This is a genomic window from Streptomyces sp. NPDC020362 (assembly GCF_040642095.1).
GTDB lineage: Bacteria > Actinomycetota > Actinomycetes > Streptomycetales > Streptomycetaceae > Streptomyces.
On record NZ_JBFAET010000156.1, the window covers coordinates 1 to 21684 of the forward strand.

General features: G+C 67.5%; 13 protein-coding genes and 14 pseudogenes. 11 read left to right on the forward strand and 16 right to left on the reverse strand.

Annotation, left to right across the window (positions count from 1 at the left end; genetic code table 11):
* Positions 1 to 91 precede the first annotated feature (91 nt).
* Positions 92 to 229: pseudogene (locus AB0H32_RS35765) on the reverse strand (o-succinylbenzoate synthase); the annotation flags it as partial.
* Between the two features lie 680 nt (positions 230 to 909).
* Here AB0H32_RS35765 and AB0H32_RS35770 point away from each other — a divergent pair.
* Positions 910 to 1005 (forward strand): annotated as a pseudogene (locus AB0H32_RS35770) (IS5/IS1182 family transposase); the annotation flags it as partial.
* A 44-nt stretch (positions 1006 to 1049) separates the two neighbouring features.
* Positions 1050 to 1304: pseudogene (locus AB0H32_RS35775) on the forward strand (transposase); the annotation flags it as partial.
* Here the strand turns inward: AB0H32_RS35775 and AB0H32_RS35780 are convergent.
* A pseudogene (locus AB0H32_RS35780) lies at positions 1301 to 1729 on the reverse strand (CbrC family protein); the annotation flags it as partial. The pseudogenes AB0H32_RS35775 and AB0H32_RS35780 sit on opposite strands and share 4 nt — an antisense overlap.
* Before the next feature lie 491 nt (positions 1730 to 2220).
* Between AB0H32_RS35780 and AB0H32_RS35785 the strand changes: the two are divergent.
* The 4 genes from AB0H32_RS35785 (at position 2221) to AB0H32_RS35800 (ending at position 7618) form a co-directional block, all read left to right on the forward strand.
* Entirely contained in the window at positions 2221 to 2427 is a 207-nt protein-coding gene (locus AB0H32_RS35785; protein WP_097257707.1) for a hypothetical protein, read from the forward strand.
* A gap of 1182 nt (positions 2428 to 3609) precedes the next feature.
* Entirely contained in the window at positions 3610 to 5403 is a 1794-nt protein-coding gene (locus tag AB0H32_RS35790; protein ID WP_361129709.1) for a histidine decarboxylase, read from the forward strand.
* Positions 5404 to 5659: 256 nt separating this feature from the next.
* Positions 5660 to 6535 carry a hypothetical protein gene (locus AB0H32_RS35795; RefSeq protein WP_361129712.1) on the forward strand — a complete coding sequence of 292 codons (876 nt, stop codon included), beginning with the start codon at positions 5660 to 5662 and terminating at the stop codon, positions 6533 to 6535.
* A gap of 411 nt (positions 6536 to 6946) precedes the next feature.
* Positions 6947 to 7618: a PLAT/LH2 domain-containing protein gene (locus tag AB0H32_RS35800; protein WP_361129715.1), complete on the forward strand. Its 672-nt coding sequence runs from the start codon at positions 6947 to 6949 to the stop codon at positions 7616 to 7618.
* Positions 7619 to 7639: 21 nt separating this feature from the next.
* Here the strand turns inward: AB0H32_RS35800 and AB0H32_RS35805 are convergent.
* Positions 7640 to 7732: pseudogene (locus tag AB0H32_RS35805) on the reverse strand (IS5/IS1182 family transposase); the annotation flags it as partial.
* 135 nt (positions 7733 to 7867) lie between these two features.
* A protein-coding gene (locus AB0H32_RS35810; protein ID WP_361129718.1) for an IS5 family transposase occupies positions 7868 to 8679 on the reverse strand; the annotation gives its coding sequence in 2 pieces (ribosomal slippage) (positions 7868 to 8322 and positions 8322 to 8679; 813 coding nt in all).
* Positions 8680 to 8762: 83 nt separating this feature from the next.
* On the opposite strand from AB0H32_RS35810, the pseudogene AB0H32_RS35815 reads away from it, so the two are divergent.
* Positions 8763 to 9581 (forward strand): annotated as a pseudogene (locus AB0H32_RS35815) (IS5 family transposase).
* A 28-nt stretch (positions 9582 to 9609) separates the two neighbouring features.
* Here the strand turns inward: AB0H32_RS35815 and AB0H32_RS35820 are convergent.
* A pseudogene (locus AB0H32_RS35820) lies at positions 9610 to 10456 on the reverse strand (class I SAM-dependent methyltransferase).
* A 330-nt stretch (positions 10457 to 10786) separates the two neighbouring features.
* Between AB0H32_RS35820 and AB0H32_RS35825 the strand changes: the two are divergent.
* Both AB0H32_RS35825 and AB0H32_RS35830 read left to right on the forward strand, forming a co-directional pair.
* Entirely contained in the window at positions 10787 to 11152 is a 366-nt protein-coding gene (locus AB0H32_RS35825; protein WP_361129721.1) for a hypothetical protein, read from the forward strand.
* A gap of 200 nt (positions 11153 to 11352) precedes the next feature.
* Entirely contained in the window at positions 11353 to 12216 is an 864-nt protein-coding gene (locus AB0H32_RS35830; protein WP_361129723.1) for a TIGR03620 family F420-dependent LLM class oxidoreductase, read from the forward strand.
* A 7-nt stretch (positions 12217 to 12223) separates the two neighbouring features.
* On the opposite strand, the gene AB0H32_RS35835 is transcribed toward AB0H32_RS35830, so the two are convergent.
* The gene (locus AB0H32_RS35835; RefSeq protein WP_361129726.1) at positions 12224 to 13114 is read right to left on the reverse strand and encodes an NAD(P)H-binding protein; all 891 of its coding nucleotides are present in this window, start codon (positions 13112 to 13114) and stop codon (positions 12224 to 12226) included.
* Between the two features lie 130 nt (positions 13115 to 13244).
* On the opposite strand from AB0H32_RS35835, the gene AB0H32_RS35840 reads away from it, so the two are divergent.
* Positions 13245 to 14096, forward strand: a complete 852-nt coding sequence (locus AB0H32_RS35840) for a LysR family transcriptional regulator (protein ID WP_361129729.1) — start codon at positions 13245 to 13247, stop codon at positions 14094 to 14096.
* Positions 14097 to 14099: 3 nt separating this feature from the next.
* Here the strand turns inward: AB0H32_RS35840 and AB0H32_RS35845 are convergent.
* Positions 14100 to 14267: pseudogene (locus tag AB0H32_RS35845) on the reverse strand (integrase core domain-containing protein); the annotation flags it as partial.
* Between the two features lie 136 nt (positions 14268 to 14403).
* Between AB0H32_RS35845 and AB0H32_RS35850 the strand changes: the two are divergent.
* Positions 14404 to 14538, forward strand: coding sequence for a hypothetical protein (locus tag AB0H32_RS35850; protein WP_361129732.1), 135 nt, complete (start codon positions 14404 to 14406; stop codon positions 14536 to 14538).
* 211 nt (positions 14539 to 14749) lie between these two features.
* Here the strand turns inward: AB0H32_RS35850 and AB0H32_RS35855 are convergent.
* From AB0H32_RS35855 to AB0H32_RS35895, 9 genes and pseudogenes are all read right to left on the reverse strand, one after another.
* A pseudogene (locus tag AB0H32_RS35855) lies at positions 14750 to 15547 on the reverse strand (class I SAM-dependent methyltransferase).
* A 103-nt stretch (positions 15548 to 15650) separates the two neighbouring features.
* A pseudogene (locus AB0H32_RS35860) lies at positions 15651 to 15911 on the reverse strand (transposase); the annotation flags it as partial.
* Positions 15912 to 15928: 17 nt separating this feature from the next.
* The gene (locus AB0H32_RS35865) at positions 15929 to 17020 is read right to left on the reverse strand and encodes an IS110 family transposase (protein ID WP_361129735.1); all 1092 of its coding nucleotides are present in this window, start codon (positions 17018 to 17020) and stop codon (positions 15929 to 15931) included.
* 224 nt (positions 17021 to 17244) lie between these two features.
* Positions 17245 to 17505: pseudogene (locus AB0H32_RS35870) on the reverse strand (IS630 family transposase); the annotation flags it as partial.
* Complete coding sequence (locus AB0H32_RS35875) at positions 17502 to 17999, reverse strand: winged helix-turn-helix domain-containing protein (RefSeq protein ID WP_361129737.1); 498 nt, start codon at positions 17997 to 17999, stop codon at positions 17502 to 17504. The gene AB0H32_RS35875 and the pseudogene AB0H32_RS35870, both read right to left, overlap by 4 nt.
* A gap of 76 nt (positions 18000 to 18075) precedes the next feature.
* Positions 18076 to 18204, reverse strand: a pseudogene (locus AB0H32_RS35880) (VOC family protein); the annotation flags it as partial.
* A gap of 1 nt (position 18205) precedes the next feature.
* Positions 18206 to 18835, reverse strand: a pseudogene (locus tag AB0H32_RS35885) (class I SAM-dependent methyltransferase); the annotation flags it as partial.
* 42 nt (positions 18836 to 18877) lie between these two features.
* Positions 18878 to 19996: pseudogene (locus AB0H32_RS35890) on the reverse strand (IS630 family transposase).
* A 467-nt stretch (positions 19997 to 20463) separates the two neighbouring features.
* On the reverse strand, positions 20464 to 20997 hold the full coding sequence (locus AB0H32_RS35895; RefSeq protein ID WP_361129740.1) for an AAA family ATPase: 534 nt from the start codon (positions 20995 to 20997) through the stop codon (positions 20464 to 20466).
* Positions 20998 to 21684 lie beyond the last annotated feature (687 nt).

The window sequence follows — 21684 nt, forward strand, 5'->3', positions numbered from 1 at the left end:
GGGCGGCCACAAGCTCGGCCGGGGAGGCGGCCGGCCTTCGCTTCCCCGCGAGGTGCTGGGCCGCCACTGCGGTGGCACTTCACGGCGAGCGCCGATGGGAGGCCAAGGTGTCGCCGGGGAGAGCGAAGCCCGGCAGGGCCGTGAGGGCGGCGCAGCCTATGCCGGTCTCCAGCATGTCGCCACACCGGACCGGGACGCTGTGGGCGCGGGCGATGTCGCGGGTACGCCGGCCCCCGAGGCAGGCGTCGACGGCAGCGCCCCTCCCCAGCGTCCCAAGATCCGGACCATTTCCGGACCAGCCCCGCCCAAGGAGCCGCACCGACCGCCGTTTTCGCTGGGCAGCGTGGCCTGAGCCGCTGTACAGCCAGCAGACGAAGAACATTCTTTGTTCCTACAGCCCCAAGAACTTGGGTTCTTCCAGAGTCCGAAGTCGGTTGCCTGGAGGCCCCTTGCGCTTCAGGCAACCCGACACAGAAGTCACCATCCACGATCAGCGCGACACCTTCCGTCACTGATTGAGTTTTGAGCGCATCCGCCCCGGACCAGCCGCGGACCAAGCGACGTCCTTGTGAAACGACTACGGACGGGTGTGTCCGAGGCCGGTGTCGCGTTCGGGGTTGACGGCACCGGCTTTCCGGACCCGCAGAGAAATTCCCGGCTCGACCCTGACCGGGCAAGCCATGCTCAAGCGGGTCCATCAGCGTGCGACTCCACTGCGTCGGCTCATGCCGCAGTTACTCAGTGCCGAGGGCTAGCGGCTCATTACCCGCTGTCGCCGAAGGTGAACCGGCATGGGCGCACCTCGACCTCGTTCACCTAACAAGCCATCTCGTTGGGCTTGTTCGCCAAGTTGCTGCGGTGCTCGTTGAGCGGCTGGTGCCGGATGTGCTGTGGGAGTTGTTCCAGCGGGTGGTACCGGAGTCGCCGACCCGACCGCAAGGCGGAGGCCGGCGTCGGCATGGTGACCGGGAGGTGCTGGCTGCGATCGTGTTCATGGCCACGTCTGGCTGCACCTGGCAGCAGCTGCCGTCCGCCTCGTTCGGGCCGTCGGCTACGACTACAACCACTTGCGACGATGGTTACGCAGCCGCGGCATCACGCCTCGGATCGCCCGCAAGGGCACAGTCTCCAGCGAACGACTGGGCAAGCACCGCTGGACCGTCGAACGCACCATGTCCTGGCTCGCCGGATGCCGACGTCTCCACCGCCGCTACGAACGCAAGGCCAGCCACTTCCTGGCCTTCACCGGCATCGCCTGCACCCTCATCTGTTATGGACGACTCGCCCGAGCAGATGACTTCTAGGATGCGTCGGCGTAGGCGAGATGGGCGCCGCAGACGGTGCAGCGGAAAAGCATGGCGGTCGCCCCCTCGCCCGGGTTGGCCAGGAAGTGCTCAAGCTGGTTTTCGTCGTGCCAACAGTCGATGCGCATGTCGGCCCGCCGCTGGTCGAGGGCTTCGGGATGCGCCGCCAGCTCGGTGTGCCCGACTTCGCCTACGAAAGCGGCCGCGTCCTGGCAATGGACGAGCCAGCGCGGATCCTGCCAGGCGTGGAAGCCAGGGGTGCGGCGGGTGACCTCATGCAAGACGTCCTCGCTGACACCGTCGAGTCCGTAGGAGTCGGTGAATTCACCCGCGAAGCGTTCAGCAGCGCTCCCGTCTGCGATGCACCATGGACAGAATCGTCCGCTGACGTCCTGGGCGGTGTAGAAGGTGGCCGTGTAGATCCAGCCCGTGTTGCGCTTTCAGCAGGCGCACGTCTCAGGGGCCGCCCGGACGGACCCACTTGCGAGGGGGTCTGGATGATAACGAAAAAAGGGCAGGTCGGCACTCATCGCCGGTTCCCGACCTGCGCCCTGATGGCCTTGCCTACTGTTCTCCTGGAGAGCAGTCCGTCCGGGAGCAGGTCCCTGATCAAGCGCGGTGTCGGGCTCCTCCTGGCCCAGCCAATTGAGACAGCTTGTAAGGGCGCGTTTCCGCAGGTCAACACGGCTCCTAGATTTGGGCCGGTTGCGGACGCTGCCCCCTCCGGAACAACGAAGAGACCACCCATCCGGCCGGGGTGGTCTCTTCGTTCCAGGGCCTGTCCGACGGGTCGCGTCACCGACCCCGCACCCGACAACACTGTCACCCGAATGGCCCAACATGACGTGCCACCCACATGGGTGAAGATCAAGCTGGCTAGTGCCCCAACCGAGGCAATCCGTGAAAGGCGAACCAAATGCGCATTCGACGAATCCTCGCCGCCGTCATCGCCACGGCAGCCCTCGCCGGACTCGGCCTCACAGGCGCCGCCACCGCCACCGCCGCCGCACAGGGTGCCCCATCCTACGTCACCCCTTCTCAGTGCAAGCAGGGCGGCGGAACGGCCGATCTGACGGACAACACCTGCAAGGGCGGTATGTACGACGGGGAGAAGATCGACTAAACCCCACAAGGCGCCCCGCAGCCACGCGCCGCGGGGCGCTCCCGCGCGAGCGTAGCCGGGAGAGTCGCAGGGACTGTGCCGACCCGTCGGGCACGCTGGGTCCGAGTCGGCCCGGAAGCACGCGGCGGGCGGGAGCTCCCGAACGCCGTCGCGCGCGAGCGCAGCGAGCTGCCAAGGTTTGCGCGGGCCGTAGGCCGCACCTTCTGTTACTGAGGCAAGAAGCCGGGGGTTCCTTGCCCAAGCTCGCGGAGGCGAGCGAGGTAGTCCTGAGCGGCAGGCCCGGCCGCGTATCGGTTCCTCATCTCGGCTGCCAGCTCGCGGCTCGTCATGATGAGCGAAGGGACGGACTGGCGCTCGCCTTCGAGGGCGCGCCCGCCCATGACGAGCGCCCCGACGTCATGGCCGGGAGGTCGTCTTCGAGGCGGAGAGACGTCGGACAACCAAGGTGCGGAAGGCGTAGCACCACGAGCGGCAGGCGGGATGGCGTCCCGTCGGGTGGTGCAGGTATCCCGAGTGCCCCGCTCCGGAACGCCTCACACGGGCACGCGGCTCCTGCCCATCGTGTCGGCGTCGCGCAGTCGACGTTGGCGCTGTCGCCCAGGAGTCGACCGACTCCCGGGCTTTCGAGCTGCGCTTCGGTGAGTGGCAAGGCGGCATGGCGTGAAGCCCGACCTGCTGTGGGATGACGTCAAGAGCTTCTTTGTTCTCGGTCTGATGAGATCGCTGCTGGACGTCCGTGATGTCTCTCGGCGGAGGACTGGCAGGCAGTCGAGCAGGCGGCCCGCACGCCGTGGACGTACCAGGTCCGGATCGTCATCGCCGACGGGAGGGACGCCGGTATGGGCAATGACGTCGAGCGTCGGCTCATCCCGGCGTGCGTGCTTCGCGGCGGAACCCGTTCGACCTTTCCGGGCGGAAGCTGAGCAAGGGCATGGACGGCACGTATCCGATCGCCGCGCCCGGCGACTAGGCACGCCCCAGCACCGGGGCGGCGGGTACGGGCGAAGCCTGCGGTGGCGCCCAGTTCTACATGTGCGTTCGATTATTACCATACATGCGTTCGACCATACGGGGGGAATGTGGGATTTTCCGAAAGTGTCTGCGGCCTGGTAAGTGCGACCCGTGCCCACGCTGGCTGCCAGGTGCGAAGGACCGCACCACGAGCCGATGGGAGCACACAGCATGACGGTCGATCAGTCCGGTCCACAAGCTGTCGCCGACTTTCCGTTCGGTCCCGCCCACGAGACCTGGGAGGAGATCCTGCAGAGCCAGGGACTCCACAACGGCCAGGCCGGGCTGGTCAGCGGACCGATCAAGAACCCCGCCCACGAATACCCGGAGGAGCCGGGCATCGACGCGCGTGACTTCCAGATCGCGGGTCATGCACTCACCGAGGTTCAGCGCCGCAAGGCCCTGGACGCCATGGAGAAGTACCTCACCTACAAGCGTGACCACATGCTGGGCTACCAGTTCAGCCAGGACACCGACGGCAGCAGGCGGGACCTCTCGCGGTTCCTGGACTTCAACGTCAACAACATGGGGGATCCCTTCGACCGCGGCGGTTACAAGCCCAACACGCGGGTCGCGGAGCGGGCCGTGTTGGACTACTACGCGTCCCTGTGGCACGCGCAATGGCCGCACAACCCCAAGGACGGCGAGTCGTACTGGGGGTACATGACCTCGATGGGCTCCACCGAGGCCAACCTCTACGCGCTGTGGAACGCGCGCGACTACCTCTCGGGCAAGGCGCTCCTGAAGACCACCTCCGATGGCGGGGAAACCCTCACCTATGTGGAGCCCGAGACGTCGGCCAAGGACGAGAAGTTCTTCACCCCCGTCGTTTTCTACTCGCAGGACACCCACTACTCCTTCGGCAAGGGGATGAGGGTGCTGGGGATGTACAACGTCTACGGCGCGGCGCAGAAGTTCAAGTACATCAAGGAGAAGTGTCCCATCGACGGCGGCTGGGAGAGTTGCCGGGACGGTGTTCCCTCCAACGCCAACGGCGAGGTCGATATCGAGAAGCTCGTCTCACTCGTCGGCTTCTTCGCGAAGCATGGTCACCCGATCCTGGTGAGCCTCAACTACGGCAGCACCTTCAAGGGCGCACACGACAACGTCGAGGAGGTCTGCAGCAAGTTGCTCCCGCTCTTCAAGGACAAGCACCTTGAGCACGAATTGACCTACGGCTCCAAAAAGAAAGTGACGCGTCGCCGTTTCTGGATCCATGTCGACGGGGCGCTCGGCGCGGGGTACGGACCGTTCATGCGGATGGCCTCGGCGGAACCGCACGTCTTCCACTGGACCCCCGAGGTCAAGCTGCCCGAGTTCGACTTCGGCCTGAAGGCGAAGACGAACAAGGGCAAGATCGTGGACATGGTCTCGTCCATCTCGATGAGCGGCCACAAATGGCCCGGCGTCCCCTGGCCGTGCAGTCTGTACATGACGAAGGTCAAGTACCAGATGGCACCTCCCGCCGAAGTGCCGGTGATCGGCTCCAAGGACACCACCTTCGCCGGCTCACGCAACGGGTTCTCCCCGCTGGTGATGTGGAACCAGCTCGCCCAGCTCTCCTACAGCGACCAGGTCGAGCGCTGCCGCATCGCGATGGAACTGGCGGAGTACATGGAGAGCCGGCTCAAAGAACTCGACATCACACCCGCCCTTGAGGTCGCGCGGACACCCGGGTCCTTCAGCGTCCGCTTCCGCCGCCCCAACGCGCGCCTGCTCGCCAAGTGGTCGATGTCCGAGGTCGGCGATCACGTCCACGCGTTCGTCATGCCGTCGACCACACGGGAGGAAATCGACGAGCTCGTCTACGACCTCCAGACCAGTGACGCCTTCATCGAGCCCGCTCCGCCGATCAGGTTGAAGGATTCCTTGGAGGCCCAGCTGGCCGCCCTTCCCGCGGTGGACCTCGCCGATGGATTCATCTCCCTCGGCGGCGTTCCCCTCAGCGGACGCGGCATGGAATAGACGTGACCCGCGAGGGAGTTCTCCCCAGCCCCGACCGGAGGAACTCCCTCGCGTGCACACTCCGCGCGATGTCACTCGATCGGGAGTCTTTGTCGCAGCTGTGTGTGACACCGGAGGATCGGTTCCCCAGCGGCAGGAAGGGGGCCCCGTAGATTCCCCTTATCAGTCACAGGGGCCTTTTTCGTCTCCGTCGGCGTCGACAATTCCGGCATGACGCAAGCACCCCCCCACACCCGCCACGTCGACCGAGACCGATATGGAGCCCCCGCCGCCTTTCTACATCACCAACGAGCAGGAACAGCGGCTGCGTATCCAGGCCGAAAGGATCGAACCGGCGCTCGTCATCTCCCAGCCATCCTCGTTCGACGAGTACGTCCGCCAGCTCATGGTTCCCCCGGCGGTCATGGACCTCGCTCGCAAGGCCGCCAACATCCGGCTGTCCGCCTGGGAGATCCAGGCCATCCGCTGGCACCTCGACCCACGCACGGACACGGCACCCCGGCTGCTGCGGCAGATCCTGCACGACAAGGTCCACGGCGCGAAGGGCTACCGCAGCCATCCTCCATACATCCGGGTGGCCTGCACCGGCAAGGGCTTGTACGACGGCCTGGCCAGACAGCAGCACGGAGTCCCGGAGCCGGCCTTCGACGAGAACGCGAAGTACGGCTCACCGGTGGTCCTGGAGATCTGGCCGGCGCAGCATTATTCGCCGATCCACTCGCACGGCAACACAACGGGGATCATCTACTGTCTCGCCGGACAGCTCGACGTCATGTCGTACAAAAGGCTGGACTGGGACGCCGAGAAGCGCGGGCTGGTGACGCTCACACCCGGCCAGTGCGCGTGGCTGACCCGTGACACGTACGCCGTGCACAAGGTGTTCTGCCCGATGGACGGCGGAGTCATGAGCAATGACGGACTCATGAACGACAGCGCCGATTTCGGGGCGAGTTTCCATGTGTATCTCAATGAGAAGGAGATACACCTGGACGCTTACGAGGGAGCCGACCTCACCCGCGAGGTCTTCGAGTACATCCACGAGACCAAGCGCACCAAGGAGAAGTTCACCACGTACTCCGACCTCTCGTGGCCTGTCCTGCGTGAGGTCCTCGCCAGGACCCCGCTCGAATAGCCCGCGGGCCGTCCTCGCTCTCGTTCCGGTGGACGCGGTCACGGCGCCGATGGCGATCTGCGCCCATCCCAATGCTCGGGCTGCCCTCAGAGTTGCTCGGCTTGACTCTCCCGGACCCGCGATCCGCGGGGCGGCCCAGCGACCGTCGCAAACGCGGCGACGGGCAGGGCGCCCCTCGCCGCTCCGCGGCTACCTGGACCCCGACCGGCCGGGCCGCCCGTGGGCACCAACGCTGGAGGAGGGTGCTGCTGGTGGCGATGTACTGCCACACCAACCTCGCTATGCGGCAGCGCGCCCCACTGTTCGGGACATCTGGCGGCCGGCCCATCGGCCACGCCCTAACAGAATCCGAACGGATGATTGACAGCGACCCGGGGTGTCCGCGCTCCGCCCCAAGGTAGTGATCACCTCATGACCCCCCAAATTCCGAGCACCCCGAAGATCCCTGAATTGGTTTTCAAGGCGGCGCTGGCCCTGATGACGGGCAAGGGCATGAACGCGAGGGACGCCATCACGCAGGCGAAGAAGACCGTACCCGGAGCGGCGAATCTCGACTCGAACGAGGAGCAGGAACTGCGGCTCAAGCTGGAGAGAGCCACGGCAGATGTGCATTACGACGTCCGCATCCTCACCGGGGCCGAAGGCGGGGGCGGCACAGACTGTGACATCGAATGCCAGTTCCTCAGGGGCGGCAAAGGGTCGGGCTGGAAGCTGCTGGACATTGCCGGCAACGACTTCGAGCAAGGCGACGACGACACCTACCAGACGTCCACGCGTTGGGATTTCGGTGCCCCGGACCGCATCGCCTTCAAGACATCCGGAACTGACGCGTGGCTGATCCAGTGGGTCAACGTCAAGAACGGCAATGCCGTGTGGCACTGCCCGAAACTGAACACGACCCGTCAGTGGCTCGCCGGGCGACAACGAAACATGCAGGACAAAGACGACAAGTATCCGTGGGCGGTGAATGAAGTGAGCTTCTTCCTCGCACCCGGCGAATGGGCCGTCAAGGGCGAACCGAACCCGGACCAGGAGGCCGGCTACATGCCCGTCCCCTCGCCGGAGGCCTTCAAGAGGTTCTAGAGCTCGTCTCGTGATGCTGCCTCAGCAACTGAGGGTGAGGTTGCCCATGTGGGCGACGCCGCTGATGGCCCAGTAGACGCCGTCGCCCTTCAGGCGGCAGTCCCGCAGGATCTTCCGCGCCGAAGTTGGCCAGGGCTTGCCGCCAGGCAGAGCTCTTGCGGTAGGGCCAAGCCCCGGGTACGGGGAAGACCGGCACCGCCAACTCGCTCATGACGGCGCCAATATCTGTACTCCGTCTAGCAGGCCATTTCATTTGGGGAGTCTGCGGTAGCAGATGAGTGTGGCAGCGATCGCGGTGAAGGCCATGAAGTGTTCGGCTTTGCGTTCGTAGCGACGGTGTAGTCGTCGGCATCCGCCGAGCCAGGCGATGGTGCGTTCTACGACCCACCGATGTCGGCCGAGGCGTTGGGAGTTCTCAACTCCGCGGCAGGCGATACGTGGTGTGATCCCTCGCATCCGTAACCATCGTCGCAGGTGGGTGTAGTCGCATCCCTTCTCTCCGTGGAGTTTCGCCGGGCGGCGTCCGCATGGGCCGCGGCGTGAACGGATAGGCGGTATGCCTCGGACGAGCGGCTCGCAGGCCTGGCTGTCGTGCACGTTGGCGCCGGAGACGCCGATGGAAAGAGGCAGGCCATTGCGGTCGACGATGAGGTGGATTTTCGATCCACTCTTGCCACGGTCGGTCGGATTCGGTCCCGTCAGCGGCCCCCTTTGACCGCGCGGACGCTGACGGAGTCGATGACGCATCGCGACCAGTCGAGCTCTCCCTGACCGCCGAGTTCGTCGAGCACCAAGCGGCGCAGTTTGGCCCAGACACGGGCCTGGGACCACTCGGTGAACCGCCGGAACGCGGTGACGCCCGACGGTCCGAATCCAGGCGGCAACTGGTTCCATGTGCAGCCTGACGTGGCCACGAACACGATCGCGGCCAGAACCTCCCGGTCACCGTGCGACCGACGACGGCCTCCGCCCTGCGGTCGTTCCGGCGCCGGCGGCACCACCCTCTGAAAGAGCCCCCACAAACCGTCCGGCACCAACCGCTCGACAAGCTCGCTCGCCATCCAGCCAGCATCCCGCAAGATCACACCAAACGAAATGGTCTGTTACACCGTGTCCTACGTGGTGACGACTCGTTGATCTGGCCGTGGGGCGGGGTACATGGAGTTGGATTGTTCCGGACGGGCTGTGGGAGATCGCGAAGCCGCTGATCCCGCCGTCGAAGGTGCGGCCGCAGGGCGGGGGAACGCAGGACACTCCTGATGAGACGCTGTTCGCCGCGATCATCTACGTCCTCGTCAGCGGCTGCGCCTGGCGGTCCCTGCCTCCGTGTTTCGGTATCTCGAAGTCGACCGCTCACCGCCGGTTCCTGATCTGGTCCCGGGCCGGAGTCTGGGGTCGCCTCCACAAAGCCGTGCTGCACCGGCTCGACGACGCCGGCCTCATCGACGTCACCCGCGTCGTCCTCGACACCGCCCACGTCCGCGCTAAAAAAAGGGGGCGAACACACAGGTCCGAGCCCCGTGGACCGGGGTAGGCCCGGTTCCAAATGCATGTCATGTCCGACCGGTCGGGACTGCCTCTCGTGGTCGGTATCTCAAGTGGCAACACCCACGACAGTCAGGGGCTCAAGCCCGTGATCGCCGGACTCCAATCGAGACACGACCCCGATCGAGGCCGGCACTACAAGCCCCGAAAGCCCCACGCCGACAAGGCGTATGACCAGCCCGACCTGCGTAAATGGGTCCGCGGCAAGCGCATCGGCGTGCGCATCGCCCGCAAGGGGATCGAATCCAGCGAGCGTCTGGGGCGTCACCGTTGGGTGATCGAGCGCACCATGTCGTGGCTGTCCGGCTACCGCCGACTCAGCCCCCGCTACGAACGAAATCCCCTCAACTACCTGGGCTTTCTGGGACTAGCAGCCGCACTCTGCTGCTACAAGCGATACGTCCGCCTCACCACATAGGACACGGTCCAAGGAACCGGGAGGCGCTCTACCGGCGGACCGCCGAGATCAGTCCGCCGGGCCGCTCCTCGCGCTGCGGCGGGGTGCTGATCGGGCGGCCGTAGGCGGCAGCGCGCTCGCGCAGGGTGTGGCTGTCGGCCTCCCAGCCGTGCCCGGCCAGCCCACCGGGTCGTCGGGCATCTCCGAGACCCACATGGACGCCGCCGATCCCGGCGCGGCGTCCGCGCCGAAGCGCTCGATCACGCCGCGCGAGCCCAATGTCAGCCCCATCCGACTGCCTGCCGCCGACCGCGTGCTGATCCGGGCCAGCAGCAGCACCACCGCGTCCTCGGGCAGATAGATCAGCAGTCCTTCGGCGATCCACACGGTCGGCACGGCCGGGTCGTGCCCTGCGGCGGCCAGCGCGCCTGGCCAGTCGTCACGCAGATCCACCGCGACGGTGATCCGCTCGCAGCGTGCGACGGCCCGCTGCTGGCGCAGCACCGAAGCCTTGAAGTCCAGTGGCGCGGCGGTGTCGACCTCGAACAGCCGGGTGCCCTCGGGCCAGTCCATCCGGAAGGCCCGGCTGTCCATGCCGGCGCCGAGCAGCACGACCTGCCGGACCCCGGACGCGGAGGCCTGCTGCAACAGGTCGTCGAGGAACTTCGTCCTGATGACGATGGACTACGACACGGCCAGTCGTCGGCGTCGCGCGGCCTCGTCATGGGCAGCGGCGGCGAGGAGGGCCACAGACCGCCGGCGGTGGCGAAGGCCTGTGCCAGTGGGTCGCGGAACAGCGCGTTCTCCCGCTCGGTCTCCAGCGCCCGCACCCGGGCCACCCCCACCGCCGTGGCCCACACTCCCGACGGCTGCACCCGCTCCTGCTCATCAGTCATCTCGCCAACCTAGATGATCGATTCCAAGGGGCCTGATGAGGAGAGCCAGGTTCATGCGCGGCCAGCCAGTCATGCGCGAACTGACCGCCTGCGACCACTAAACCCACCATCAGGCGAAGATCAACAGTCACCCTGTGTACGCGACCACACGAAGTGGACCAGAGCCACTACTGCTTGATAAAGCCAAAGGAGACTGCCTATCACCTCTGCCAGGTCTCGGCAGCCCGCATCACCACTGTCCCCAGACGACGCGATTGCCTCACGCCTGCGTGCGACGGGCACCTACGAATGCCGAGAGCACAGCAGGCAGCTGACATAGCAGGGGGTCGTGTGATCGCCATTGAGGCCGTCGAGCACCTCGGCGGCCGGCTGAACGGCGCCCAGATCGAGCAGGGTTCGCAGAATTTCGCTCTGGTACCGGGCGGCACCGTAGCGCTCGGATTCGCCCTCGACGACTGGCAGCCGACCGCTGAGCAAGCCGCCGACCAGGAGAGTCCCGGCGGCTCGGCCTCACCCAACCGGTCGCACTCAACCTGGTCACGTTCCGTACTCAGCGACACCAGGTCGCGACCTCGGAAAGCCAGCGATTGCGCAGCATCCACCGACGCAGTCAGTGCTCGCTTCACCCGGATTCCGACGTTTCCGCAGGGAACCAATGCGCACCGAGTCGCGGATCCTACAGCGCCTGTGAATTAGTCCGGAACGAGTGCCCCCGGCGAGAGCTGTCTGGAACCAGGAGGATGTGAGCCCTGCAGCCAGGGAGTCCGCTTCCTCACCGGTCTCATTTCTGCCTGGCTCATTTGAACGAATTCGATCACGCCTCCCACGTTGGCGCTCTGGCCGTGGCGGTGGCCGCGCGGATAAGAAGGGCAGTACCCGATACCAGGAGGAAGCCCATGGAACTGGGGACGTTCGGGATCTGGAGCTTGGCGTTCACCCACGGCGACCGCGGCGAGGCCGCCGACGCCGCAGCGGAGGCCGAGGAACTCGGGTACGGGGCCCTGTGGCTCGGCGGTGACCCCGGTGGCAACCCGCGGGGTGATCTGCTCCGGGCGGCCCGGGTGCTGAACGCGACGCATCGTGTCACCGTGGCCACCGCCTGTGTTTCCATCTGGGCCCAGCCCGCGGACCGCCTGGCCTGTTCCTACCACGCACTTCCAGCAGGTGATCGAGAACGGTTAGTGGTCGGCCTGGGCGTCAGCCACGGCGAAATAGTCGACACATACCGGCGGCCCTACACCGCGATGGCCAACTACCTGGACGGACTCGATTCGGCAGCCATTGCCCTGCCGGCCCCCGCACGGCTGGTCGGGGCACACGGGCCCCGGATGACCCGACTTTCGGCCCGTCGGGCCCTTGGTGTCCACCCGTACCTGGTCGACACCGAGCACGTGGCCAAGACCAGGGAACTGCTGGGGCAAGGGCCACTGCTCGCCTTGGAGCAGACCGTCATCCCGCACGACGACCCGGCAACGGCACGCGCCCGCGCGCGGGACACGCTCGCCCCGTACATGCCATTGGCCAACTATCGGTCCGCGTGGCTGCGGTCCGGATTCACAGAGGAGGACCTGGCCGGCGGAGGAAGTGACCGCCTCATCGACGCCCTCTTTCTCTGGGGGAAGCCAGAGGACATCGCAGCAGGTCTCGCAGAACGACGCAAGGCAGGCGCCGACCACATCGCCGTGCAGATCGCCACCGACTGGCGCGGCACGTTCGCCCGCAGCACCTGGCGTGAACTGGCTGCTGTGCTCCTCGTCTAGGGATGGCCTAGCCCAGGACCGTGGCCCCGAGTACCTCCTCGCACCACTCGCGGAAGCCGGTGGGCGCAGACTGCGGGGTGCTCGGCTCGGCGGCACCGTAGATGCCCTGGTCGTTCAGGGCGTCCGCCATGTCGGCCAGTCCCTGTGCCCAAGCCTCGCTGGCGCCGAGGCGCAGAGCAGCCGCCTTGTAGTCGGCACTGCTGGTCAACTGCGCGCGCACGGGACGGTTCAGCACCTCGGAGACAATCCGCGCCATGCCCTGCGGGGTCAGGTCGTCCGGTCCCACCAGCGGGATGTCCTGCTGCCCGGTCCAGGAGTCGTCGAGCAGCAGCCGGGCAGCCGTGGCGGCGATGTCGCGGGTGGCGCAGGTGCGCAGTACGCGGTCCGCGGTCATCGCCAGGAAGAACACCCCGGCGTCGCGGATCGATGCGGCCTGGCCCAGCAGATTCTCCATCAGGAATGGCGGGCACAGCGCCCGGTAGTGCACACCCGTGGCCATGATCGACTCGTCCATGGCGAGCGAGGCGGAGATATGCCCGGCGTGCTTCGCCACCGCGCGGCCCAGGGTCGAGACACCGACGACACGCTCGATGCCCTGAGCCCTGATCACCGCGCGCAGTGACTCGGTGAAGTCCTGGAAGTGCCCCTCCACGCTGTCGGCCCGGGGTAGCGGGGGCACCAGCCAGAACAGGCGGTCGGCGCCCGCGCACGCCTCCATAAGGACAGCAGGATCGGCGTGCGATCCCCGCACGACTTCGACCCGCCCGTGTACCCCGGCGGCGAGCCGAGCCGGGTCGCGGGCGATCACCCGGATCCCGGTCGTGCCTTGCGGGGCGTTCAGGAGGCGGTCGAGAACCTGCCGGCCGATCTGGCCGGTGGGGGTAGTGACGACGATCATCAGAGGACTCCATGAGAGATGCCTGGCTGGATGTCGTCGAGCTTGCCGCGTCGCGCGTCCGAGCTGAAGGACCGGTCCGCTCATGCTTGTTACCCTCAGGGTAATACCAGTCGGAACGGAGGTGGGATACATGGAATCCCGCCCGCTGCGCTACTTCGTTGCCGTTGCCGAGGAGCTCAGCTTCACCCGCGCCTCCGAGCGGCTGGGCATCTCCGCGCCTCCCTTGTCCCGCGCGATCCGCCAGTTGGAGAAGGAGATGGGCATCACCCTCTTCGAACGGACCACTCACACTGTGGCGCTCACCCCGGCGGGCGCGGTACTGCTCGCGGAGGCGAGGATCGCCCTGGACGCCCTGCAGGCCGCCGAGCGGCGGGCCCAGCGTGCCGCGGCGCCCGAGCCGAAGCTCATCCTGGCCGTCAAGGCTGACGGGGACGCGGGCCTGCTGGAGCCGATCCTGGCGCGCTTCGCGTCCGAGCCCGCGGCCGTACCGGTCTCCGTCCGGCTGTGCGGCTGGCACGAACAGCCTCGGCTGCTGCGCCAGGGAGAAGCCGACGCGGCCCTGGTCCATGAGCCCTTCGACCGTTCCGGCCTCGACTCGGAGACACTGATCGCCGAACCACGTGTCGCCGCACTCGCCGCCACCCACGCGCTCGCCACACACGACCGCCTGGCCCTCGCCGACCTCGGGCTGCGCCCCCACGACGTGCACCAGTTCATCGAGAAGAACCGCGGCGAGGGCCGCGACCTCGCCCAATTGCTCACGCTCGTCGCCCTCGGCGGTCCAACCCCCCTGCTGCCCGCCTCCGTCGCCGCTCGCTATCCGCGTCCCGGCGTCGTCTACCGGACGGTCCCGGACGCACCACCGTCGGTACTGGCCATCACCTGGCCCCAGCAGTCCCGCTCGACCGCCACGGCAGCACTCGTCCGCGTCTCGGCGTCCGTGGCCGACACCGTCCGCGAGGCGAAAACGGCTTACGCGTGAGGTGTGCTGTTCGGACAGGTGAGTGACGCGGCTGGCTGGTGATTGCCCGCCGAAACCGGTGTGGGGTCGGTGGAAGTTGTACCAGTCGAGCCAGTCGGGGAACGCTGCCTGCCGTTCGGCATCTGAGGTGTAGGGCCGCTGGTAGGCCCATTTCACAAGCAGGGTGCGGTGGAGGGCGGTGCGCAGGTAGGCGTAGCCGGTCCTGGTCCGGTTGCGTCAAGGTGGTTGGGTCTGGACGCCCCTCAGATCGGCATCGCCCGCGCGGCGGCCGCCGTCCAGCCCACCGACGAGGGCGCCGGACCCCATCGTGCTGCTCAACCCCCGCGTCACCGACGTCTCCGACGACGCCAACGAGCAGTACAAAGGGTGCCTCACCTTGTTCGACGTCCGCGGCCTGGTCCGCCGCCCCCTGCCGAGTGTCTGCGGCATCTATTTCAGGTAGCAAGTCTTGGTGTGACTGTCTTCCCACTCGGCGGTATCGAGGTCGCAGTAGTAGCGCTTCCACGAAGTCCCCCATCGTCATGTGGAGGAGGCCGACCACGCCCATGCCGACCATGAGGGCCACCAACGGGCTCAGCCCGTGTGGAAGCCGGCATGGGGCGCTGGGTGCGAGCGGGGTCGGGCGGTTCGTTTCGCCAGTACGACGGAGAGGATCAGCGCGGAGCCTCCTCGGGATTCCATCCCCAGACGGTGAGCATGCCGGCCGACAGGGCAGCACACTCGTCGGAGGCCGGGTACTGGACCGCCGTGTTGACGGCCGCGTCATCGACCAGGCCAATGGCGAGCATCGCCCCTCTGCTCCGCTCCCATCTGTCCGCCCGGAAGCGGCTGATGGGAATGCCCGGCAGTGGCGGCGGCACATGGATCTCGGCGGCAACAGGTACAAGCCCCGCATCGCGCAGCAGGTGCGGGTACGACGGCACCCAGGAGACATCGATTCCGATGGTGGCCCGCAGCCCCTGCCACATCGCCCGCATCACCGCGGCATACGGCGTGCTGGGCGCCCGGTCGCTCGTCAGGTCGAACGCATCGCTGAGCACCAGCACCCCGCCGGGCGCGACGCGTTCACCATCGCTGTGATCAGGCGGTCGCACTTGGGCAGGTGCATCAGCACAAAGCGCGCGTGGACGAGCCCAAACCGGCCGGGGACGAAGTCCCGGGCGGTGATGTCGGCCTCCAGCACGTCGAGCCCCGGACGTTCGGTGAGGAAGCGTACGTCGCGGTCCACCGCGAGCACGCTCGCCACCCCGGCCTCGCCCAACAGCCGGCGGAAGACCGTGCCTGTGCCCGCACCCACATCGAGGCAGCGCCACCCCGGGCCGGCCCCCAGCGCCCGCAGCCGCGCTGTGGTGATGTCGTCATGGGCGAGGGCGCCGAAGTCGATGCGCTCGCCCTCTCCCTCCTGTTCGGGGCGGAAGACGGCCTCGCCGATAGCGGCCGCCGCTCGGCACGTCCCCGCGCGCAGTGGCGATCACGTCGCCGTCCGCGTGAGCCCGAGGGCGCCGTTGGCAGCAGCGGGTTACTGAGGTTGAACTCGTGATGTCGTCTCGCTGCTCAGGCTGTTCTCCCGGTCTCTGCCAGGCAGCCGTCTATGAGGTGGCTGCGGTACTGGATGTGCCATAGGCCGAGCCGGATGCGTTGGACGAGGTGTTCGGGGGTACTGAAGGCGACGTTGGAGAGCCAGCCGCGTCGCAGGAAGGACCAGATCCCTTCGACCGGATTGAGGTCGGGCACATGGGGCGGCAGGTAGTAGATGGTCAGCCAGTCCCGGGCCGCCGCCCACCGCCGCAGCTCGGCGGCTTTGTGGACGTTGAGGATGCCCCTATGTTGCGTCAAGCGGCAGAAGAGGAGGCAGCAAGGGCCGATGGTGGCTGGATCTGACGGTAGATCTCGCGGGCGACATAGCGTTTGAGACAGCGGATGATCTCGCGTTTGGACATGCCCTGTTTCGTGCGTCGTTCGAGGTAGAGACGTGTGCGGGCATCCCGTCGGAGGCGAGTCACGACGATGCGGTAGAGGGCGGCGTTGGCCTGCCGGTTGCCCCCGCGGTTCAGCCTCCGACGCTGGGTCTTCCCGGAAGACTGCTCGACAGGGCTGACGCCGCACAGAGCGGCGAACGATGCCTCGCTGGCCAGCCGCTCGGGGTTGTCGCCAGCGGCGATCAGCAAGGCAGCGGCACTGTCGGGCCCGACGCCGATGACGTCCAAAAGCTGCGGATGACAGCGGCGGACGGCCGAAGTGACCCGGTGAGCGAGCTCCTTCACCTCGGCGGTCAGCTGCTGGATGCGCCGGGCCAGCAGCCGGAGCGTGAAGACAGCCGCATCGCCGGTGTCGGGAAGGTCGGCGCACTTGGCGATCAGCGCCGCGTTCGTGTGCTTGGAGAGTGCCTCGCGCAGCGCGGGATCAACTCCGAGCAGCACAGCCTTGAGCTGGTTCTTCGCCTGCGTGCGGGCCTTGACGGCCGACTCCTTCGCCAGCCGCAGCACGCGCATGTCGGCCGCCGAGCCCTCACCGGTCTTGGGTGTGACGTCAGCGCGTCCGGACAGCACGGCGCGGGCGGCGGCCTCCGCATCCACGGCGTCGGTCTTGCCCCGCTTGCGGCGGATGGCGCGGTCCGGCTGATTGACCTCGACGACCTGCACGTTCTCCCCGCTCAGGAAGCGTGCCAGGGCCGCACCGAAGGATCCGGTGCATTCCACACCGGCTCGGCGCAGGGCACCGAAAGAGCATGCCCAGGCCAGGAGTTGGCGGTATCCGGCGGCGGTGGCTGGGAACTCTTGGTGGGCCAGGAGCGCGCCGAGCACGGTGATCACGGCGGCGACATGCACGTCCTTGTGGGTGTCCACCCCCAGGATCACGTCCTCTGCCGGCGGTTCTTCCAGCTGTGCGGGCAGAGTCGGCTGGGGCATGCTGGTGATGGTCACGCGGCTCCTCGATCGGCACGGGGCTGTGGCCGACGTCGGGCCGGTGGGCGGTCAGAACTGTGACGGTGCCTTGTGCGGCAAGGCCCCTATCGAGACACGCTCGCCGGTCCGGCGGCAGCAAGCACCGCCCGGGCCACAAGCCGACAGATCCTCAACAAGGCAGCCAGGCCAGTTGTCCCACGGGTCAGACCCCTGGCCCCGGACGGTGCCCCACGAGTCTCACAGTTGTCCCAGACGAGGACGATCGGGCCGCCGAGCTGCTGGTGGGCTGCGGTCAGCAAGTCCCGGTAGTCGCGCCAGGAGAAGCTCTTGCGCCCGTCGCGTTGGCCGTCGTCCCGGCGCGGCCGGTAGATCAGCCTTGAGCGGTGGCCGGGTTTGCAGCAGGTCAGCGCCGCGATCGAGACGGGTCTGCGGGAACGGCCGCGGACCCGAACCACAGGGGTCCGGCCGCGCTGCGACCAGGTCTTCGCCTGCGGCGGCCTCATGGAGAATCCAGCTTCGTCCTCGAAGACGAGCCAGGCTCCACGCGCCGCCGCGAGTCTTCCGCGCAGGGCCACACCTCCTTGCCCCACCCAGCCGCCGCGACGTCATCCCGCTCCATGGCGCGTCGGGCTGGCACCTGGCACGACCAGCCGTTGCGCACCAGAAGTTTCCGCACGCCCTGAATGGTGTAGGCCAGATGGAAGCGCCGGCCGATCAACGTCTTGATCCGGGCGAGAGTCCATCGTTGGTCTTCCCAGCCGTGCGCGGCCGGCCCCTTGGCCGGGTCCGCCTCCAGCTGCGTGAACTGCTTCCGGCTGAGCCTCGGCAGCGACGCCTGCCCCTGCGACCGCAGCGCCCGCGGACCGCCCTCGTTCCATGTCCGCCGCCACCGCTGCACCGACCGGACGCTGACCCGCAGGTCCTTGGCGATCAGCGCACTCACCTCCCCCCCAGCGAACCGCTCCGCGGCCTGGAGCCGTAACCCCTCGCGAAACACCTGGCGTTCGGCGGTCAGCCCGCCCCCCCTGTGGATACCGCATGCCTCCGGTGATAGCGCAGCGGACGACCAGCCGTCAGTGTGACGGGGCGAGGACGCAGAACTCGTGGTCCTCCGGGTCGGCCAGGCACGTCCACGGGACGTCGCCCTGGCCGAGGTCGAGGTCGGTGGCACCGAGGGCTCGCAACCGGGCCGCCTCCGCCGCCGCTCCGGCGGACTCGGACATGCCAGGTGTTCTCCGCGGGGGTGAGCTGGAAGTGCTCCAGGTCGTAGCGCTCGCCGTCTTCATGCCAGTGCCACAGCTGGAAGGTGATCACTTGGCCGTCGCGTGTCTCCGAGACCTGGGGAGGAGTCGCCGTGGCGTCTGGTCCGGCGCGTCTCGTCGTAGGCCCGGACAGTAATGATCAGCAGCCCGTCGTCTCGGAGCACCCGTCTCATGCCGAGGAGTGCCGCCCGGAGAGCAGGTGCGGGAGCGAGTTGTCCGCGCAGAGGACGACGTCGAATGACGTTTCTCTGAACGGCAGTTGGCGCATGTCAGCCGCAGCGACCGGAAGCCGGCTGCCCCGGGCCGCCGCTTCGGCGGCGGCGCGCGCGGCGGCGACGGGGCTCAGGTCGCTGCCAACGACCTGGAGCCCGGCCAGGGCCAGCCCAATGGCCTGGGTGCCGATCCCGCACGAGCAGTCCAGGACGGTGTGTGGTCCCGCGCCGAGAGATTTGCAGACGAGCCCGCCCAGCACCTCGGCCTGGTAGGCCATGCTCGCGTCCCAGTCCCGGAACATCAGGTGGTAGTCGTGGGCCAACTCGTCGTAGAAATTCCGCACGGAGAGCTCGGACATGTATCCCACCGTAGTGCGTGGCCGCAAGGGAGGACGGACAGTTCAGGCAGCGGCTGCCAGACTTCGGCCGCCCCCGCGAACGCCCTTCTCGCTGCGGATACCGGCGCCTCCGCGGCGTTGGGCGGCCAGCACGTCGGGGTGGCGGGTGTTCGCGTTGCGCCAGCGGAGGTAGGCGTGGAGGGCTCGGGTCTGTGCAGTGTGGTTGCGGTGGTGGGAGTTAGCGATGGTGAACTGCCGTAGTGGTCCGAAGTGGGCCTCGATCGGGTTGGCCCAGGATGCGTACGTCGGGGTGAAGCACAGCTCGACCCGGTTCTTCTTCCCAGCGCCGGATGGTCTCGCCCTTGTGAGTGGAGAGGTTGTCCAGGATGACGTAGCTCGGGGCGCCGTCCGGGCGGGCCACGCGGATCGACTTCAGGGCGGCGAGGGTGTTCGCGGCGCCCTTCTTCCTGCGATTGACGCCCCACAGAGTGTCGTCGCCGACGGAGTAGCAGTCGTGGAAGTAGCGGACGCCGTGGGTGCGGTGGTAGGTCGCGGGATGACGCTCGGGGTGGCCGACGCGGGCCCAGCCGGCTCCGGTGGTGGGGCGGATGCCGAGCGGGCCGAACTCGTCGAACGCAAACACTCGGTCCGGGAAGTGCTCCAGCACGTGCTCGATCCGGTCGGGCTTGGCGTCGCGCTCGGGGTCGGGGGATTCCTTCCAGGTCTTGGTGCGCTGGAAGGTGACGCCGCGGCGGGTGAGCAGGCACCGTAACGCCTCGCGGCCGATCCGGATCACACGGCCGTGTACCCGGCGCAGGTAGACGGCGAGTTCGCGGAGGGACCAGCGGGTGAAGGGCTGCCCGAGCTTGGTCGGGCGGGTGGTGGCCGTCTGGACGACGAAGTCCTCGTCGTCAGGACTGAGCAGGCGGGGACGGCCTCCCGCCCACCGAGGGTCCAAGCAGGCCAGACCGATCTCGTTGAACCGGTGGATCACGTCCCGGACCGTGTCCTCGTCAGCCTGCACCAACTTCGCGATCACCGGCACCCGTTCCCTCCAGCCGAGGCCAGCAACATCATCGCGCGCCGGTAAAGCACCGAACTGGTGCTGCCCCGGCGCACGATCTGCTGCAGCTTCTGCCCCTCCTGGTCAGTCAACCTGCGCACACGGACAGGCTCAGCCACCGCACCCCCAGCGGTCGGATCGGACGTCACCGCTCATCCAACCGCTCGGACGCCCAACCCGGCGAACCCACATGGTCAGAGCACTAGCTCTGGAGTACGAGCGAGCCACCATTTTCACACCCCCACGGCAGAGGCCAGAACGACCGTACCGGCCGGATCGCCAAAGTCAGCCGCCCAGGTGATACGGCCCTTCGTCCGCATCCACCGCCGCGCGGTGATCCAAACGAAACCGTCGGAGGTGGCGGCTTCCGGTCTCCGTGCACGGCAGGAGGCGCCGCCAAGGTCAGAGTGCCGTCATTCTCGTGAACATCGGAGGGCGCGTGGATCGCCGACTGCCTCCCAGACGGCCGAACAAACGCCGCCCGTTGAAGTGAACGAAGCCAAGAGGTGCCCGGAGCGGCTGATCGGGGGCTTGCACAACACCCATCGCAGCACTCTGCGCAACATCTGTCGCAACGGTGTCCCGGTCAGCGGTCCAGTGCGCGCAGGTGGGCCAGACCGGTGTCGAGCATGATGCGGTGGACGGTTTCGTGCAGGGCGCTGTCGGCACCGATGACCGTCTCGGTGCCGCCGGGCAGCAGATCGCGAGACCGATACCAGTCGCGCATTTGCGCCTCGTTGACGTCATCGGCAATCGGCTTGGTGGCGTGCCGGGCGAGGGTTTCGTCGAACAGCACGTCCAGGTAGTAGCCGTGGGTCGGGCCGCGGTGGTCGGCGCGCAGCTGGGCGAGCATGTCGCCGTAGCGGTCGGCATAGAGGATGCCTTCGACCACGACGTGATAGCCGGCGTCCAGGGCGTAGCGGGCCGTCAAGTCGATCAGGCCGATGTTCGCGGCGCCGGGCCGGTCGCGTTCGCGGAGCACGATGCGGCGGAGGTTGTCCTGGCCGACCAAGGCCAGGCCGCGGCCGAACCTCTCGCGGAGGCCGGCCGCGACGGACGACTTGCCCGAGGCGCTATTGCCGCGCAGCACGACCAGCCGGGTTTCTTCGGTGCCCACCATCACGGACCTCACGCTACCCTCGGCCGGCGACACCGCGCCGTTGCACGGGTCAGCGGGGCTACCGCGACACCGCCACGGCGGCCGTCATGTCATCTGGCCCGTCATCGCACTGGGGGCGGCCGTGTTGCAGGGGCGTCCTGCCGCCCCCCGATCTGTTGCATACGGCTGCTCCGCGGCGGAGAGGACGATTCCGAGCACGCCCGGTGTGAGGCTCCTCGGCAGGTCCTCCTTTGGTGAAAGGAGACACGACGTAGCTGGGCTGCTACGTCCGGGTTCCCCGGGGCGGGCGGGCCCCTTAGTACTCCAGTCAGAAATCGTGTCCTGAGCTGGTTCTTCTTCGGTCGTGGCAGCGACGGGCGATGGCTTGATGGTGTCTGCGCTAGTGGGACCAGTTCAGTGCGTGGAGTCGTCGGTCCTGGTGGGGTCTGGGGTGGGGCAGGCGAGTGTCCAGTTGGCGCCGGATCTCTGCCATGGTGAGGGGGATGGGGCTGGTGGTGTCGTTTCTGCCGCCCCCTTTGCGGTGTCCTGGGTCTGGGCTGCGAGGACGGCGAGGAAGTGGTGCGCGAGCATGGCCAGACACCTCAGGCGCTTCGGGGTCAAGCCGCTGAGGTGAGCACGACGGGAAAAGCGGTGCCTTCCTCGAACGGGCGGCGATTCTGCAGGCAGTAGTAAAGCTGTCCGATCATG